The following is a 14,899-nucleotide window of genomic DNA, read 5'->3' as shown; positions in this document are numbered from 1 at the left end:
CGGGTGAAAATATTAGATAAATACATTATTAAATCCTTCATGATTACATTTACTTCGGTATTTGTAATCTTGTTTTTTATATTCGTTTTACAAGGAATTTGGCTTTTCATTGCCGAACTAGCAGGAAAAGATTTGGACTTTTTTACCATTCTTAAATTTCTATCCTTCTACGCTCCTACTATTGTTCCCTTAGTATTACCGCTATCTGTTTTATTAGCTTCCATCATGACCTTTGGTAGTTTTGCCGAAAACTATGAATTTGCAGCAATGAAATCTTCAGGAATTTCGTTGCAACGCGCCATGAAAATGCTAACGATTACTATTGGAATCTTAGCTATTGTATCCTTCTTTTTTGCGAATAACGTTATTCCAGATGCGCAATACAAATTCATCAATCTTAGAAAAACAATTGTTCAGCAAAAACCCGCTATGGCTATTGCCGAAGGACAGTTTAACACCATTGGAACATCCAACATTAAAGTCGATAAAAAATCGGGAGATAATGGCGAGTTTTTAGAAGGTGTTACAATGCACGTTAAAAACAGTAATATGGGTTTAGGTGCTAATACCATCATCAAAGCAAAAAAAGGGGTTTTAACTAGTGAAGACGATTCAAATTATTTACAATTAGAATTATATGATGGATTCTATTATGAAGATATTCATCCAAAAGACTATGAAGAACGCAAACGTTTACCATTTGCAAAAAGTAGTTTTGAAAAATATGTAATCAATATCGATTTAACCAAATTAAATCAAGCAGAAATAGACGATGGAAACGTTACTTCTGAAAAAATGCTTACCGTTCCAGAATTAAAAATTACTTTAGATTCGTTACAAAAAAGCTATAACAAAGATGTTATTTCCTATGCTGATAATGTGGTAATGCGAAGTGATAATATTTTTAGAAAAAATAATCCAACAACAACTATTACAACTTCTCCAAAAGAACCTATTGCAAAAGCAGAGCCTAAAAAAGATATTTTATCCATTTTTAATGTTACCGAGCGCAAGCAGATTTTAGAAATGGCAAAAAGTAATGCTACTAGTACCGAGTATACTATTCAATCTAACAAAACCGATTTAGAAAATAAATCAAAAAACATCAACAATCACTGGCTGGCTATTCATGAAAAATTCGTGATTGCTTATTCTTGTTTATTAATGTTTTTCATTGGAGCGCCATTAGGAGCAATTATCAGAAAAGGAGGATTAGGTTTACCAATTGTATTTGCAGTTTTAATTTTTATAACCTTCCATTTCATTAATACATTCGGACGTAAAGTAGCGCAACAAGATGAAATTCCTCCCTTCTTAGGAGCTTGGATGGCATCGATATTAATGACACCATTTGCCATTATGCTAACGTATCGTGCTACAAACGATATTGGTATCATGATTAATTTTGATTGGATAACCGACCCGTTTAAAAAACTTTTTAATAAAATAACACAAAATAACGACGACAACAACTAACACCATGTCAAAGAACATACAACTAAACACGATTGAAGAAGCTATAGAAGACATCCGTCAAGGAAAAGTAATCATAGTAGTAGATGATGAAGACAGAGAAAACGAAGGTGACTTCCTAGCCGCTGCCGAAAAAGTAACACCTGAAATGATTAACTTCATGGCAACTCACGGAAGAGGACTTATTTGTGCGCCTTTAACCGAATCGCGTTGTAAAGAATTAGACTTGCATACTATGGTGCGTAATAATACCGACCATATGGAAACGGCTTTTACAGTATCAGTAGATTTAAAAGGTAACGGAGTAACCACAGGTATTTCCGCTGCCGATAGAGCAAAAACCATTCAAGCCTTAATAGACCCTGAAACAAAACCATTCGATTTAGCTCGTCCTGGACATATATTTCCATTAATTGCAAAACAAGGTGGCGTGTTAAGAAGAACTGGTCACACAGAAGCTGCAATTGACTTTGCACGTTTAGCAGGATTTAAACCAGCAGGTGTTATTGTAGAAATCATGAACGAAGACGGAACCATGGCGCGTTTACCTGAATTGGTAAAAGTAGCTAAGAAATTCGACTTAAAATTGGTTTCTATTGAAGCTTTAGTGGCTTACAGAATGCAACACGATAGTTTGATTCAGAAAAAAGAAGATTTTGATATTCAAACCCGTTTTGGAACATTCAGAATGCGTGCGTATTTACAAACTACCAACAAACAAGTACACATTGCCTTAACAAAAGGAACTTGGAATGCTGGAGAATCGGTTTTAACACGTATCAACACAACCCAAGTCAACAATGATATTTTAGGCACGCTTACTGATAACAACGATAAGAAACTAGACGATATTTTCCGTAAAATTAACGAAGTAGAAAAAGGAGCAATCATCTTCATTAACCAAGAAGTTAAATCCTTAGAATTATTAGATCGTATTGCCGAATTAAAAGTATTACAATCTCAAGGCGAAATGCGTGCCCCACAAATTAAAATGGACACCAAAGATTTCGGAATCGGAGCACAAATCCTCCACGACCTAGACATCACCAAAATCGAATTACTATCCAACAGCACCGCTCCTACCAAACGCGTAGGAATGATAGGCTACGGCTTAGAAATCACCGATTATGTGAATTATTAATATAAAAAAACGCTCAAGACAACTTGAGCGTTTTTTGTATGCTAAATTTCCGCAGATTAGAAACGTAAGTTCAGCGTAGCTAAATCTCTTACAACGTAGGCTTTTGCTTTACGCAGTAAAGCCCACCTTCAAAATTCATCATTCGTTATTCAACATTCAACATTCACTCACACTTTGTCATTCTGAACTCGTTTCAGAATCTCCTACATCGTAGGCTTTTGCTTTACGCAGTAAAGCCCACAACTTTAAACCTGAAACCTGAAACTTTAAATCGAGCGAAGTCGAGATACATCAATTCCCCCTATAAGTAGCATATCCAAATGCCGAAAGGGTTATCGGAACATGATAATGGCTATTATCCGTTATTTGAAAAACAACCTCTATAAAAGGGTAAAAACTCTCTATTTGACTTCTTTTAAAATACTCCTTTGTAAAATAAGTCAGCTTATAGATGCCTAAATTAGAAGTATTCCCTTTTAAAAAATCGGTTATTCTACCATTTTTATCTGTCACTTTTTCATCTACTTTAATCCAGTTATTCGTTTTCACATCTAACTTTTCAAGTTTTATCGTAACACCACTTGCCGGTGTACCTTTACTAACGTCTAGAATATGACTTGATAATTGATATTTTTCTGATTGTGCTACCATTACAGTTGAAAACAACATTAGAAGACCTAAAATAATTGACTTTTTCATAATTTTTAAATGTTTATTATTGGAATAATGTTACTATTTTTTGAGCTATTGCATCGTCTTGTTCGGGGCCACCTGCGCCCGCGATTCCAACACTCCCTATAACTTTATTATTAACTATAATGGGAACTCCACCACCAAGCAACAATAGTTCGGGTAAGGTGTTCAAGTTCTGAGTATCGGGATTTGCACTTGCATTTCTCGCTAAAATAAGCGTTGGTGTTTTTGTCGATACCGCCGTAAATGCTTTTCTTCTGGCTGCCTCTAAATTATGAGGACCAACACCATCTGCAATAGTGACTAAAATTGGTTTACCCGATGCATCTAGGAAAGCAACTGCTATTTTTTTATTTGTTTCTTTCGCTAACACGTTAACATAAGTCAAACCTTTAATGGCTGCTTCTTGAGTAAGACTTTCAAGAGTTTGCGAATCTTTTTTAAAATCGGAAGTTGGTATTTGAGATTGGGCGACCAAAAAAAAGGAATGGCACAAAAAAGCGATAAGAATAGATTTCATATTATTTTTTTGGCAAAGTTAGCCTATGCCAATTCTGTAAACATTGATCTAAGTCAACGTTTTATAATTTAGCTTTTAATCGGCTAAGGGTGGCAGGAGAAATTCCTAAAAATGATGCCGCCATCTTATTAGAAACTCTTAAAAGTAACTTAGGTTGGTTCTTTATAATCCACTTCACCTTGTAAAGCGCATCGTAACCTTGAAAACCATAAATTCGCTTTTGTGCAGTAATAAAGCCTAATTCTAAAATTTCAGTATATATTTTAGCGAATACAGGAACCGATGCTACAAGTTGGTAAAAATCTTCCCTAGAGATGCGAAGTAATTCCGATTTCTCAATAGTTTGCAGAAATTCTTCCGCAGGTTTTTGGTCAATAAAACTGGGTAATGCAGTTACAAATGTGTCTTCAAAAGCAAAGTAACGGGATATCTCTTGTCCATCATCAGTAATGGTAAACACTCTTACAGCTCCTTTATTCACAAAATAATAGTAATTCGCCACTTGTTCGTATTGCAAGAGGATTTCATTCCGATTCGTACTTATTAAATCAAAATGCAAGCAAATCGACTCCAATGTTGGTGCCGCTATGTCCCCTTTACTTGAAATAAATTTTTTTAAAGCCTCATACATGGATTGTGAATTTTAAGCAATTCAAATGTAGTTAACTTTCAAGAATGTCTGTGTTAATTGTTTGTTGTATTCTGACTTGTTATTCCATTAAATAGAAACGTAAGTTCAGCGAAGCTAAATCTACCCCACAAAGCTGTCATTCTGAACTCGATTCAGTATCTCCTACACAGTGGCAATCGCTTCACGCATTAAGAGCATGTGATTCCAAAGCTATTTTAACAAACTTCTGTAGCCAGTTGATATTGGATTGTGTACTATAATTTACAAACTTTATATAAGACTTACACGGGATTTATATGGGATATGTATGGGATATGTTCCAAAGTAACTCGTCCTAAAATAACTATACTATTTCTTTTGGTCTTGAAGCTTCAAGCTGAAGCAGATTGGCTTCTTTTTGAGCGTAATTTTTAACTACAAAATAGGCCAACAACGCCTAAAAAACAAAACCTATGTTTCTATGGGGTAAAACCTAATCAACAGTATTCATTTATAAAATCAAATGCGCTTTTCCTATTTCTCTTTTTAGCTTTTCATCTACATTAACTTGTTCGGCAAAAGTGTTCCAGTTCTTAACCGTTTCGCTGATTTCGTTAATGATAGTGTTTGCTTTTTTAACGTTCATGGATTTAGCTACTGTCATGAGGTCCTCTCTTGTTATGTTGTCTCTTTTTCCGTTTATACTTAGATTGTGTTGGCTGACCCAATTGCTATCGGGACGATAAGCGAAGCAAACGTCGTAAGCTGGTGTTAGCTCCCATTCTTGTTCTTTTTTTAGGCGGAAGGCAAAGTTTTTGGTATGGTCGTCACAGTTCCTTGCGATTACATTGAATACCATTCTTCGGTACATTTGTTCTGCTTGTGGGTATGGCAATCGCAACAAACGCATGGTTTGAAATAGTTGTTCGTAACTAAAACTTGTGATTTGATTGAAGTCGTAGTGCTGCATCGCACACAAGGTTTGTACATGTTGTTTTTGGTCCCCTCCTTCTCTATCGAAACGTTTGGTCATGAAGTGCGCTCTTCCGTTTTCTTCTAATAAACGGGATTCCATCATATTGATTTGGCAAGCTTTGGCCATGAGATAATACGCCATTTCTATTCTACCGAAACCGCTGCTTTCCCCAAATTGTACATCGCTAATCGTGTCTAATTTTAGTAACCAATGTTCAAAACCTTTTGGCGCTAGCGTTTGACCTGATTTCACTTGCCTTGTTTTTTCATTATAGGCTATAATGGCTTTTGGTCGTGCTCCACCAGCAGATGTTCCGATTTTAAGAATATCCAACATGGCTTGTTGTTCGTCTTTGGCTAAGTTCGTTTCAAATGCTTCTCTTTTGGTTAGCATTTTCTGTGACATTTGAATTAATTCGTCTACTTCAATATCAAATGCTCTTTTAGTTACTTTTAGCTGTGATGGTTCAAATTCGAGTGCTCCCATTCCTCTTGTTCCTATGAAACATAACATTTCTACTGGATTCATACTGTTTTCAGGACGTCCATTTTGTGCTAACCACGTATTGATTAATTGGTTTCCGTAATCGTCTGGTAAGACATCTGCTAGCAATCCTGGTAATCCTTTAAAGGTTTTGGTATTTCGTAATTCTGGGAAAGAGAAAATTCGATTTATACCATTTGCAATTGGCATTTTTAAAGGTGCCAAATCTATACTTTGAGCTATAAATTTTGGTTCATATTCAAAACTTGCTGTACCTGAGTTTTCATCCCAAGCCACCGCACCAATTGTTTCTCCCCATATCTTCACAAAAGCTGTTGTTATCATTACCAATCGGATTTTTTGGGATTGTTGTTATCTGTGTTTCGGGCTCTTTTTCTTTTGTTTTGCTCTTTTTTTGCAAGTTCAATAGGACTTATTTCTTGTTTTCTAGAAAATATGTCTAATAATGGTAAAACATCTAAAGCCCTTAAGATTTGAATTAACGAAAGTAATGTAATGGCTTCACCATTCTCAATTTGACTTATGGTCCATTTATTTATACCAGCTGCAGTAGCTAATTGAGCTTGTGTCTTATTTCTACTTAATCGCTCGTTTTTAATGAATGCGCCAATTTTATTTACGATAGCTGAATCACTCATTGCAATCCAATTTATATTGGTATTTTCCATTTTAATTGAGTTAAATTATTATTACCGTTGGTATTTCCCAACAAATATAGTGATAAATAATGTTATTTTTATATTTTTATAGATATTAATATAGGTAAATACCAATATTAATATTGAATTAAATAATTAGTATTGGTATTTACCTGTTTTAATATAGCTTTTTAGCAAATAAATAACATCATTAGAAGATAATATTGTTTTAATTAACCAATGACAAAAAAGAGGCTAATGCCTCTTCTCTTATTTCACAATCGCTTGCACATAAAATATTTCATTACTTCCTCTACCTCTATTGTAAGTAATGCTAACCCCTCCTTGCAACTGCCAATTCATTTTCAAATGGTCATTTACTTTTTGTTCTAAATCTAATGTTGAACTCGCCAATATTACTTTATACTCTTTCATAATTAATTTACTGTTTTTAAATTTTTTAAATAGTCATAAAATTCCATTGACCAAACGATTTTATACTCGTAAGCTATGGGATTAAAAACTTTGTATGCGATTAAGTGACTTTTCTTAAAATATAAATTCTCTAACAAAAGTACTTTTTCCTTAACATTTCTAAATTCGGGATGTTGGTAAGGAAAAGTTAACCCCACATCTTCTGGACGAATGAAAAAATTGGAATTTCTAAAACCCAATACATTTTTAAAAAAAGGATGCGCAAATTTCTCATGTAATTGAATCGTATTTTTCCAATGAAACTGTATTGGCTCTTTACAAATGATTTTCTTCATGAAAGGAATCGTTTTATGACTTTCTAAAAGAGGAAACTCATACACGTCAACCAATTGTAACTCTCTTTCAATATAATGCAATTGCAATTCATTATCGTAATCTTGATTAAAATTGAAGCCTAGTATCATATCTTCATTGATATAGAGTTTAGACAAAACTTCGCCCGATAAATTTTCAGGATTCACTACCCAACGCTTTCTTTTTTTACTATTCGCCTCTTTGTCAGACTCATAAAATGGAAATTGAGAAACAAGCATAACAATTTCTTCATTGGTTTTACCTTCAATATCAAAAGCTTTAATGTTTAGTTTGTTCATAATTTCCCTTTATTTTTAAACTGGTTTGGATTCAATTGTGTACCACGATTACCTTGATTTTGGTCGTATTGCTTGTTAGTTCCTTTTGAACCTTTGTTTGCATTTTGCATGTTAGCTTGATTTTGCTGTTGTGTGATTTTCTTTGCCATGATAAATTATTTTTTAGATTTTGATACATTCCCTCTACCCTTGCCAGAAGGGTTACCGGTCGTGCTGGGATAAAGTGGATTTTTTGTTGCACTTTGTTTTGATGAACTGCTTGATTTTGAACCTGATTTTGAATTACTCATAATAACAATTATTAAAAAACACCTACTCTATCCGCTTTTCGGTTTCCGCGTTTTCTATTAGGCAACCTCTGCTTTATTTTCCCAATCATAAAGACCGCCTCGCTCTTCGAATTTTAATGCATCATAATTCATCTGTTCCAAAGCATTTTCACATCCCATTTCAAGAATAGGATTGCTGTAGTAATGTTTACCAGTTGCATTATTAAAAAAGCGTCCTGCCGGATCTACCATTACATAACTACCTTTCATTTGAGTGTTGGTTTCAGGAACCGATACAATTTTATTATTTGCCTTTGTTTTATTATTGTCAAGAAAATGATTAAATTCATTCTCAGAAATTAAAAATCCTTTGACTTTCAAATCGTTTTGACCAGTTATAGGCAAAACCTGAAAGATTTTCCATCGACTTGGCTGCGCGTATTCGATAAAATCAATTAGTTTTTCATTACAATTTTCTGCACTTACCACCGTATTGATTTTCAGTTTATAGCCATATGATTTTATTTTATCTACAATCCTGAAATATTCCAGTTCTGCAATATTTTTTTTCCCTGACACAGCCCTTCCCGTTTTCAAATTGGTAGCAGTAACCAAACTATCAACACTCAACGTTATCCAATCCAAATACTGCTTATTATTTTCGAGAAAAGCATCTGTTAGATTTGTACCGTTAGTAACAATCATGGTAGTCATTCCTGCGTTTTTTGCAGTTGTAATTAAATCGGATAGCCAAGGACATAGTGTGGGTTCACCACCAGCAAAAGTTATCTTTTGAAAGCCTGATTGTGCTAAAGCAACAACCACTTCAATAGCTTGTTCTTTGGGTAGGTGCCCTTTCGGTAAAACAGTTTTTTTAACGTCTTGAAAAGTGGCAAAACAAAAGTGGCAACGCATGTTACACGGTTCCCATAAATGAAAATTTACTGCTGGTATCATTTGGTTTAATAATTTTATGTACCAAATTTGCCAAGAAAAAAAAAGCTGATATAATGTAGAATCATATCAGCTAATAGTAAAGAATAAAAGCGGTATTTTGAGCAATGAAAGCGGTTATTTTTTCAACGATTTTAAAACCGATTGATAATTTTCTGAAACAGGTAATTTTTTAGTTTCCAGTTTTCCCGAAACAGAAAATACTTCTACTTCTACATGTTCCTCCTTTTTATTGTAGTGTTTAATGTGATTCACATTCACACGAAACGATTTATGAATAGTAACAAAATGCGATTTCAACAAACCTTTGTCTTCCATCTTAGAGAATGAAAAATCAATCAAACTTTCTGATTTTCTATTGGAAAAATAAATTTGCTTATTATTTGATTCAGAGCCACTAGCTTTGTCAGCTGCTAAGTACACAATAGAATCAACGGCTAGTTTGATACGTTTCTGCTTACCTAAATCAAGCGTTACATGACTTTGATTACTAAAAAACGTAACTTCCTGTAAAAATCGAGATAATGTCTTTTGAAACTCTTGCTCTGTAAATGGTTTTGTAATATGATCTACACACAACGATTCCTCACGCTTTAAACGTTCCATTTCCTTAACATATTCAGGCGTATTGCTGCTGGCAAACAATACGGGCAATTTCAATTCATGAGCCACTTCCATTCCTGTCATATAGGAATCGCCTAAATTCAAATCTAAAATCAAAATCTCAGGCTTAGATAACTTAACCTCCTGTAAAAAAGTCTTTGCCGTTAAAGAAGCAGTAACCATTTCAACAGGTAAAGCATTTAAAAATCTTTGATTTCTTTCCAATTGTTCTGGATTGTCGTCTAAAAGAGCTATTTTCATTTTATATTCTATTTTATTTTATAACCATTCAATATTAAATTCATTCTAAGTCATTCCCTATTCTGTTAGGCTGAACCTCACGAACTGTCCTGCACCATAGGTTTTTGCTTCGCGTGTAGAAGCTGTCATTCCGAAGATTAGGAATTTACTAAGAAGTAGGATAATTCATCACACATTGTAGCCAAGAAAATAAAAATATTCTATCAACTCAAATTAAACTCCAAAACAATGGGAATATGATCAGAAATTTCTCTTGCTTCTTTCAATGTCTTAAATGATTCATAAAAATGAACTACTTTCGAATTAACCACACTAATTTTCGAATTGTTATACCAAATATTATCAAATTCAGAAGCCAAACATATGTCTTCATTACACTCCCTTTTTAATGAAGTTTTTTGGTTGAGAAAAACAGGTAAAAACCCCATCTTTCGCAACGGATTAAAAACGGTATGCGATTGCGGACAATTAAAATCACCCACAAAAAGTAAATTCAAATTAGGGTACACTTCTGGTAAAAACTTAAAATATTTGATTTCCGTTTCAGGTTGTCTGCTCTTAGTAATAGCATGAAAATTGACTATCGTAAAAGATTTTCCTTTGAAATCAAAAGTACAATAATAAGGTTCTCTATCTATTTCTAAATGGTATTTTTTCTCTAGCCAAGCGTCTCCAATCTTTTTAACTTTACTGGTTTTCCATAAAAAAGCATAGCGTTCCGTTTTATAGGCACTACTACTTGTTGGGTCACTTATGGTGTAATCCCATTTTGAACCTTTTCTATTAAGTTCATCCGCTAATTTAGCAACTGCTTGAGCTCCGCCATCTCCGGCAACTACTTCTTGTAAGGCAACAACATCATAATCTTTAAGAATATTGACTATGTATAGTAAATCAGATGGTGACTTAGAACTTCCTAAATTTTCAACATTCCAAGAAATTAGCTTAACCTGTGAGAAAAGCGGACTAGTTATAAAAAGAATAAGAAGTAGAATTTTTCTCATTTATTAGTTTGTTTAGGCAAAAATAAGGATACTAGCAATCCAATTCCAACAATCACATCCACAATATTCCAAATGGTTCTACCCAATGCAATCTTAATAAAAGGTTGAAATAAAACAGCCAAAGCCAGATAAACAAATGCTTCATTTTTATACCCTTGTTCGTTAGCACTATAAGCCAAGTATCCAAACCCAATTAAAGCAGCAAAACGAACGAATTGATAATAGACGTATGGAAAGTCGATTAGACATCCGAAGAGGAGGATGGTTAGAAAATGTTTAATGGTTGTGTTCATAATAACAAAAACTTAATTAAAAAAATCTTCTATCTCATTTTTTAAGCCAACAAGATCGCTATATTTTTTGAATTAAGTTTTTTTATGTAATCAAATTAGTTAATAACAATTACACTTATAATCAATTATATATTTATGAAACCTTTCTCCATAAGATTCAGAATCTCCATAACCTCCAAATCTAAAATTTGACCAATTCAAATTCGGTATTCCGCAAAAAATGTAAGTTTCAGTCTGATAACTATATTCATTCCTTTTAATTTCAGCAACTACATATGTTTTATAATCAAATTCATAAGCGGTTACTTTAGATAGCCAACTTGAATTTAAAGTATAACTACTTATTGTACCTTTGTTATATCCTTTCTTAACAATAAAATTTAATAGCTCATTGCAACTAATTTCTTGAGAATAAGAATTTAAAAAAGACAATAAAAACATAAACATTATAATTATTTTCTTCATATTAATTTATCTTAGAATTTATATTTTTCAATATGTTCCTGTTGAATCTACAACAACAGCTGTTGAATCAACTACATATGCTTCTTCAATGTATTCTTTGTCATAAGTCAGTTCTTTTGTCCCCTCTTTTTTTTCTACAATTTTATTTAAATAATGCGACAAATCATAGTTTTTATTAACAATATAAACCATTAGGCTTGAATCACTATTGGCGCTTATAGCGACTTGGATGCTATTACTTTTAAAAACGGAAACGTACGAATTATCTATATAACCTCTTTTAACTAATTTATAATCTTTTAACTTATCTTCAATTGCTTTACAAATAGATTCCGTTTTTGAATAAGCCTTATTTTTTAATAACAGATTATATACAAAAATATTAGGGCTGTTATTTGTGATGTAATAATTATATATATTATAATCCATCTCTTTAATATTTCCCATCACTCCAAATGAATATTCAGCATTTCGATTAATCTCTTTATTATTAAAGAGAAAATGTACATCATTAAATTGATTAAAATCGTTAACTTCTTTATTAAACTTTTTAGCTATCTGTTGAAAATTTGATGAAAAAGTAACTCCTTCAGGATTATCAAATTTTATAACATTAATGATAGCATTAACATCAATAAAATCAGTATCAACTGAACTATACAATGATTTGAAATTATTATTATAAAAATACGAAACTACATCATAAGCAAGATCATCAAATTGAGGATTAACTACATATTTCCCTGTTTTATCTATTATTCCAAATTTCTTTCCAGATTTTACTAATGCCAAATCATTCATAAATGGAAAGGCATATTCAAATTGAGGGTTTATTGTAAATTTACCATCACTATCAATGTAACCATAATTTTCTCCACTTTTTACAGGAGCTAATTCATTTTTATCAAAAGTATTTGCCTCTTCAAATTGAGGGTTAATGATAATTTTTCCTTCTTTATCACACCAACCTATTTTTTTATCTTGAGAAATTAATAATTTATCATCGTCAATTTCAGCGTAATCATATTGTGGATTTAAAATATACTTTCCTTCTGAATCAATAACTCCAACTTTATCATCTAATTTAACTACAGATTTTCCTTCAATAAAATCAGTAGCTCCATCAAATTGGTAGTTAATAATCACTTTACCTTCGGAATCAATATACCCCCATTTTCCTTCTTTATTTTTAACAGCACATTTACCATCTGAAAATTTTCTAACCTCACTAAATTGTGGATTAATTACTCGTTTTCCTGACTTATCAACAAAGCCCCATTTTACATCAGATGAATCTGGAATTGAAAATGCTGCTAATTTTTCACTGTAAAGCATAACTCTTTCTGCATCATTTAGAGAAAAAAGTGTTTTTCCATCATCATCAATTGCGGTTGGTGATCCATTTTCTTTTACAACCCATGCAATTCCTTCATTAAAAATAGTAGCTTCTTTGTATTCTGCATTAATAATAATTTTTCCAGTTTTATCTATGTATCCCCATTTTCCATTATCACCAGATGTCTTAACTAATGCAATACCTTCATTAAAAATTGAAGCATTGCTAAATTGAGGATTAATAACAATCTTCCCTTCCAAATCAAAATAACCATATTTATCTTTGGATATGTAAGGAACTAATTCCAATGTGCTTTCACTATTAAAATAAGAACAACTGTTTAATAAAATTGCAATTGATAAGTAGAATAAAATTTTCATAATAAGTTATTTGTTTGCATCAAACTTAGAAACTCTTAAAACCAATTCCATACGGAAATCCGTACGAGAGTATTTTTTTTCAAAAAAGAAAGAGAAGGACTCAAATGAGTCCTTCTCTTTCATAACAAGTTATATTAACCATTATGGCTTAATTGGATTATTTCCTCCTTGACCTCCAGTATCCCCTTCACTAATTTTAATTGAATCACCCTCTTTTTGTGCTACAGAATAATCAAACACTTGAGGTTCTAAATTTACCTTTGGAGTTGATAAAACCTCATTATCGTCATTTGAACAAGAAACTAAAACGCCTCCTAATGCTATAAAAGCAACCACTAAATATTTTTTCATTGTAATAATTTTTTAAAATGGAACATGAGTTAAACTGTTCGGAACTATTCCGAATACAATTATTGAGTTCTTAAACTCTACTCCGCTTTGGGAGCATTTAATATTTTTGGGAAGTGTAAGTGTGCTAGAACAGAACTTTCATTTTATACTTCCCGAATAAAAATTCGGTTCTGTATAGCGACACTTTTTTAAAATCAGTTTTGTACATTTGTTTCAATAGCTAGTTAAAACAAGAACTGATTCTGAAGCAAAGGAATTGCGTTTTTGAGTGAGTGTTTATAAGGAATTCCGATAATTCCGATAATTCCGAAGATTTCCGAAAACAAAGAATACAAATGGCAAAAATTACTTTCAATAGCTATAAAAAAGCTATTCAAGACCACTACGAAATTGTTAAAAACAAGGATATTACTAGTGTTTTATTAACACCATCTCCTGCCCAATTAAGAAATTATTGTACAATGTTGGTTGACAAAGGTCTTTCTAAAAAAGATGAAGAAATTTTTAAAGCATTCTTTGAAACAAAAAGTGATGAAAAACTAAAGAAGTCTATTGAATCTTGTAATACAGATAAGTTTAAAACGATTATATCTTTTTTAAAAGATAAAAGGGACTCAGAAATGGCTCTCAGAATTGAAATGGCAAGTATTATAGTAGATTTTTCACCAAGACCTTATGCAGATTTTTTAACTAGTAACTCTATAGCCACCTCGGATAATAAACAATTTGTCACTGTAATTAATGGAGATAATGATTCTGAAACTAAAGTAAGATTTGGAGTTGAAGAGGTGAAAGAAGAAATTGTAAAAGCTAAGAATTTCAGCTCAAAAAATATTAAAAAGAAAATTACTTTAGGCTTAATCGGTTTAATAGGAATATCCTCTATTGCATACACTGCAAAAAACTTAATTATTCCTGATGCTCAATGTATGCAATGGCAAAATAATCATTACGAAAAAGTTGATTGTAATAAACAAAATCAACAAGGGATAATAAAATCAATCGACATCATACCATTTGACCCAATAAAAGCAGAATTGATAAAAATTAAAGTTTCGGATACTACAACATTCTTTAAAAATGGAAAGGCAATTTTATGGTATTGCAAAGTAAATGGCAAACCTGAATTCTTTAATACTCATGGAATTCATCCTGAAACAGGTAAGGCTTTGAAACCTGTAACAAAATACATAATTAATAAGTATGTTAAATAATGATTATCAATTCTATTTAGATGGTTTTATTTAATTGTAAAACTATAATATTTAGAAAAGTTTTAGTTTTTTTGTAAAAAATATAACGGTACGGATTTCCGTATTGAATAGTCCCCAATTCACCAT

18 protein-coding genes are annotated in these 14,899 nt (G+C 32.3%); 3 read left to right on the top strand and 15 right to left on the bottom strand.

Annotated elements, in window-relative coordinates:
* Positions 1-3: 3 nt before the first annotated feature.
* Positions 4-1,476 (top strand): LptF/LptG family permease, encoded by a 1,473-nt coding sequence (locus tag AAEO58_RS06560; RefSeq protein WP_341682737.1) that lies wholly within the window; start codon positions 4-6, stop codon positions 1,474-1,476.
* Between the two features lie 4 nt (positions 1,477-1,480).
* On the top strand, positions 1,481-2,614 hold the full coding sequence (ribB, locus tag AAEO58_RS06555; protein WP_133607380.1) for a 3,4-dihydroxy-2-butanone-4-phosphate synthase: 1,134 nt from the start codon (positions 1,481-1,483) through the stop codon (positions 2,612-2,614).
* Between the two features lie 291 nt (positions 2,615-2,905).
* Here the strand turns inward: ribB and uraH are convergent, their stop codons facing one another.
* The 15 genes from uraH to AAEO58_RS06480 form a co-directional block, all read right to left on the bottom strand.
* Entirely contained in the window at positions 2,906-3,313 is a 408-nt protein-coding gene (gene uraH, locus AAEO58_RS06550; protein WP_341682736.1) for a hydroxyisourate hydrolase, read from the bottom strand.
* 16 nt (positions 3,314-3,329) lie between these two features.
* On the bottom strand, positions 3,330-3,827 hold the full coding sequence (locus AAEO58_RS06545; protein WP_341682735.1) for a GlcG/HbpS family heme-binding protein: 498 nt from the start codon (positions 3,825-3,827) through the stop codon (positions 3,330-3,332).
* 61 nt (positions 3,828-3,888) lie between these two features.
* Positions 3,889-4,458, bottom strand: coding sequence for a Crp/Fnr family transcriptional regulator (locus AAEO58_RS06540; protein WP_341682734.1), 570 nt, complete (start codon positions 4,456-4,458; stop codon positions 3,889-3,891).
* A 490-nt stretch (positions 4,459-4,948) separates the two neighbouring features.
* Positions 4,949-6,241 carry a type II toxin-antitoxin system HipA family toxin gene (locus tag AAEO58_RS06535; protein ID WP_341682733.1) on the bottom strand — a complete coding sequence of 431 codons (1,293 nt, stop codon included), beginning with the start codon at positions 6,239-6,241 and terminating at the stop codon, positions 4,949-4,951.
* The gene (locus AAEO58_RS06530; protein ID WP_341682732.1) at positions 6,241-6,585 is read right to left on the bottom strand and encodes a helix-turn-helix domain-containing protein; all 345 of its coding nucleotides are present in this window, start codon (positions 6,583-6,585) and stop codon (positions 6,241-6,243) included. Before AAEO58_RS06530 ends, AAEO58_RS06535 begins: the two co-directional genes overlap by 1 nt.
* 240 nt (positions 6,586-6,825) lie before the next feature.
* Positions 6,826-6,990, bottom strand: a complete 165-nt coding sequence (locus AAEO58_RS06525) for a DUF1737 domain-containing protein (RefSeq protein WP_341682731.1) — start codon at positions 6,988-6,990, stop codon at positions 6,826-6,828.
* Between the two features lie 2 nt (positions 6,991-6,992).
* Positions 6,993-7,643: a hypothetical protein gene (locus tag AAEO58_RS06520; protein WP_341682730.1), complete on the bottom strand. Its 651-nt coding sequence runs from the start codon at positions 7,641-7,643 to the stop codon at positions 6,993-6,995.
* Positions 7,640-7,792: a hypothetical protein gene (locus AAEO58_RS06515; protein WP_341682729.1), complete on the bottom strand. Its 153-nt coding sequence runs from the start codon at positions 7,790-7,792 to the stop codon at positions 7,640-7,642. The genes AAEO58_RS06520 and AAEO58_RS06515 overlap by 4 nt, the downstream gene beginning before the upstream one ends.
* Before the next feature lie 198 nt (positions 7,793-7,990).
* The gene (locus tag AAEO58_RS06510) at positions 7,991-8,869 is read right to left on the bottom strand and encodes a viperin family antiviral radical SAM protein (RefSeq protein ID WP_341682728.1); all 879 of its coding nucleotides are present in this window, start codon (positions 8,867-8,869) and stop codon (positions 7,991-7,993) included.
* Between the two features lie 114 nt (positions 8,870-8,983).
* The gene (locus AAEO58_RS06505) at positions 8,984-9,730 is read right to left on the bottom strand and encodes a LytR/AlgR family response regulator transcription factor (RefSeq protein WP_341682727.1); all 747 of its coding nucleotides are present in this window, start codon (positions 9,728-9,730) and stop codon (positions 8,984-8,986) included.
* 203 nt (positions 9,731-9,933) lie between these two features.
* Positions 9,934-10,734 carry an endonuclease/exonuclease/phosphatase family protein gene (locus AAEO58_RS06500; protein WP_341682726.1) on the bottom strand — a complete coding sequence of 267 codons (801 nt, stop codon included), beginning with the start codon at positions 10,732-10,734 and terminating at the stop codon, positions 9,934-9,936.
* Positions 10,731-11,027, bottom strand: a complete 297-nt coding sequence (locus tag AAEO58_RS06495) for a DUF6804 family protein (protein WP_341682725.1) — start codon at positions 11,025-11,027, stop codon at positions 10,731-10,733. The genes AAEO58_RS06500 and AAEO58_RS06495 overlap by 4 nt, the downstream gene beginning before the upstream one ends.
* 99 nt (positions 11,028-11,126) lie before the next feature.
* Positions 11,127-11,492 carry a hypothetical protein gene (locus tag AAEO58_RS06490; protein WP_341682724.1) on the bottom strand — a complete coding sequence of 122 codons (366 nt, stop codon included), beginning with the start codon at positions 11,490-11,492 and terminating at the stop codon, positions 11,127-11,129.
* Between the two features lie 27 nt (positions 11,493-11,519).
* Entirely contained in the window at positions 11,520-13,208 is a 1,689-nt protein-coding gene (locus AAEO58_RS06485) for a WG repeat-containing protein (protein WP_341682723.1), read from the bottom strand.
* A gap of 141 nt (positions 13,209-13,349) precedes the next feature.
* Entirely contained in the window at positions 13,350-13,559 is a 210-nt protein-coding gene (locus AAEO58_RS06480; RefSeq protein ID WP_341682722.1) for a hypothetical protein, read from the bottom strand.
* Between the two features lie 335 nt (positions 13,560-13,894).
* Here AAEO58_RS06480 and AAEO58_RS06475 point away from each other — a divergent pair, with 335 nt between their 5' ends.
* Positions 13,895-14,773 carry a hypothetical protein gene (locus AAEO58_RS06475; RefSeq protein ID WP_341682721.1) on the top strand — a complete coding sequence of 293 codons (879 nt, stop codon included), beginning with the start codon at positions 13,895-13,897 and terminating at the stop codon, positions 14,771-14,773.
* The last annotated feature ends 126 nt before the right edge of the window (positions 14,774-14,899 follow it).

Source organism: Flavobacterium helocola (genome assembly GCF_038289885.1).
GTDB classification, from domain to species: Bacteria; Bacteroidota; Bacteroidia; order Flavobacteriales; family Flavobacteriaceae; genus Flavobacterium; species Flavobacterium cheniae.
Note: the sequence above shows the minus strand (reverse complement) of the source record. Positions and strands in the feature narration are given on the sequence as shown.

What these genes read in the sequence shown, in the direction of transcription:
- ribB (WP_133607380.1), top strand. Translation starts at nt 1,481, where the DNA reads ATGTCAAAGAACATACAACTAAACACGATTGAAGAAGCTATAGAAGAC.
- uraH (WP_341682736.1), bottom strand. Translation starts at nt 3,313, where the DNA reads ATGAAAAAGTCAATTATTTTAGGTCTTCTAATGTTGTTTTCAACTGTA.
- AAEO58_RS06545 (WP_341682735.1), bottom strand. Translation starts at nt 3,827, where the DNA reads ATGAAATCTATTCTTATCGCTTTTTTGTGCCATTCCTTTTTTTTGGTC.
- AAEO58_RS06540 (WP_341682734.1), bottom strand. Translation starts at nt 4,458, where the DNA reads ATGTATGAGGCTTTAAAAAAATTTATTTCAAGTAAAGGGGACATAGCG.
- AAEO58_RS06535 (WP_341682733.1), bottom strand. Translation starts at nt 6,241, where the DNA reads ATGATAACAACAGCTTTTGTGAAGATATGGGGAGAAACAATTGGTGCG.
- AAEO58_RS06530 (WP_341682732.1), bottom strand. Translation starts at nt 6,585, where the DNA reads ATGGAAAATACCAATATAAATTGGATTGCAATGAGTGATTCAGCTATC.
- AAEO58_RS06525 (WP_341682731.1), bottom strand. Translation starts at nt 6,990, where the DNA reads ATGAAAGAGTATAAAGTAATATTGGCGAGTTCAACATTAGATTTAGAA.
- AAEO58_RS06520 (WP_341682730.1), bottom strand. Translation starts at nt 7,643, where the DNA reads ATGAACAAACTAAACATTAAAGCTTTTGATATTGAAGGTAAAACCAAT.
- AAEO58_RS06515 (WP_341682729.1), bottom strand. Translation starts at nt 7,792, where the DNA reads ATGGCAAAGAAAATCACACAACAGCAAAATCAAGCTAACATGCAAAAT.
- AAEO58_RS06510 (WP_341682728.1), bottom strand. Translation starts at nt 8,869, where the DNA reads ATGATACCAGCAGTAAATTTTCATTTATGGGAACCGTGTAACATGCGT.
- AAEO58_RS06505 (WP_341682727.1), bottom strand. Translation starts at nt 9,730, where the DNA reads ATGAAAATAGCTCTTTTAGACGACAATCCAGAACAATTGGAAAGAAAT.
- AAEO58_RS06500 (WP_341682726.1), bottom strand. Translation starts at nt 10,734, where the DNA reads ATGAGAAAAATTCTACTTCTTATTCTTTTTATAACTAGTCCGCTTTTC.
- AAEO58_RS06495 (WP_341682725.1), bottom strand. Translation starts at nt 11,027, where the DNA reads ATGAACACAACCATTAAACATTTTCTAACCATCCTCCTCTTCGGATGT.
- AAEO58_RS06490 (WP_341682724.1), bottom strand. Translation starts at nt 11,492, where the DNA reads ATGAAGAAAATAATTATAATGTTTATGTTTTTATTGTCTTTTTTAAAT.
- AAEO58_RS06485 (WP_341682723.1), bottom strand. Translation starts at nt 13,208, where the DNA reads ATGAAAATTTTATTCTACTTATCAATTGCAATTTTATTAAACAGTTGT.
- AAEO58_RS06480 (WP_341682722.1), bottom strand. Translation starts at nt 13,559, where the DNA reads ATGAAAAAATATTTAGTGGTTGCTTTTATAGCATTAGGAGGCGTTTTA.
- AAEO58_RS06475 (WP_341682721.1), top strand. Translation starts at nt 13,895, where the DNA reads ATGGCAAAAATTACTTTCAATAGCTATAAAAAAGCTATTCAAGACCAC.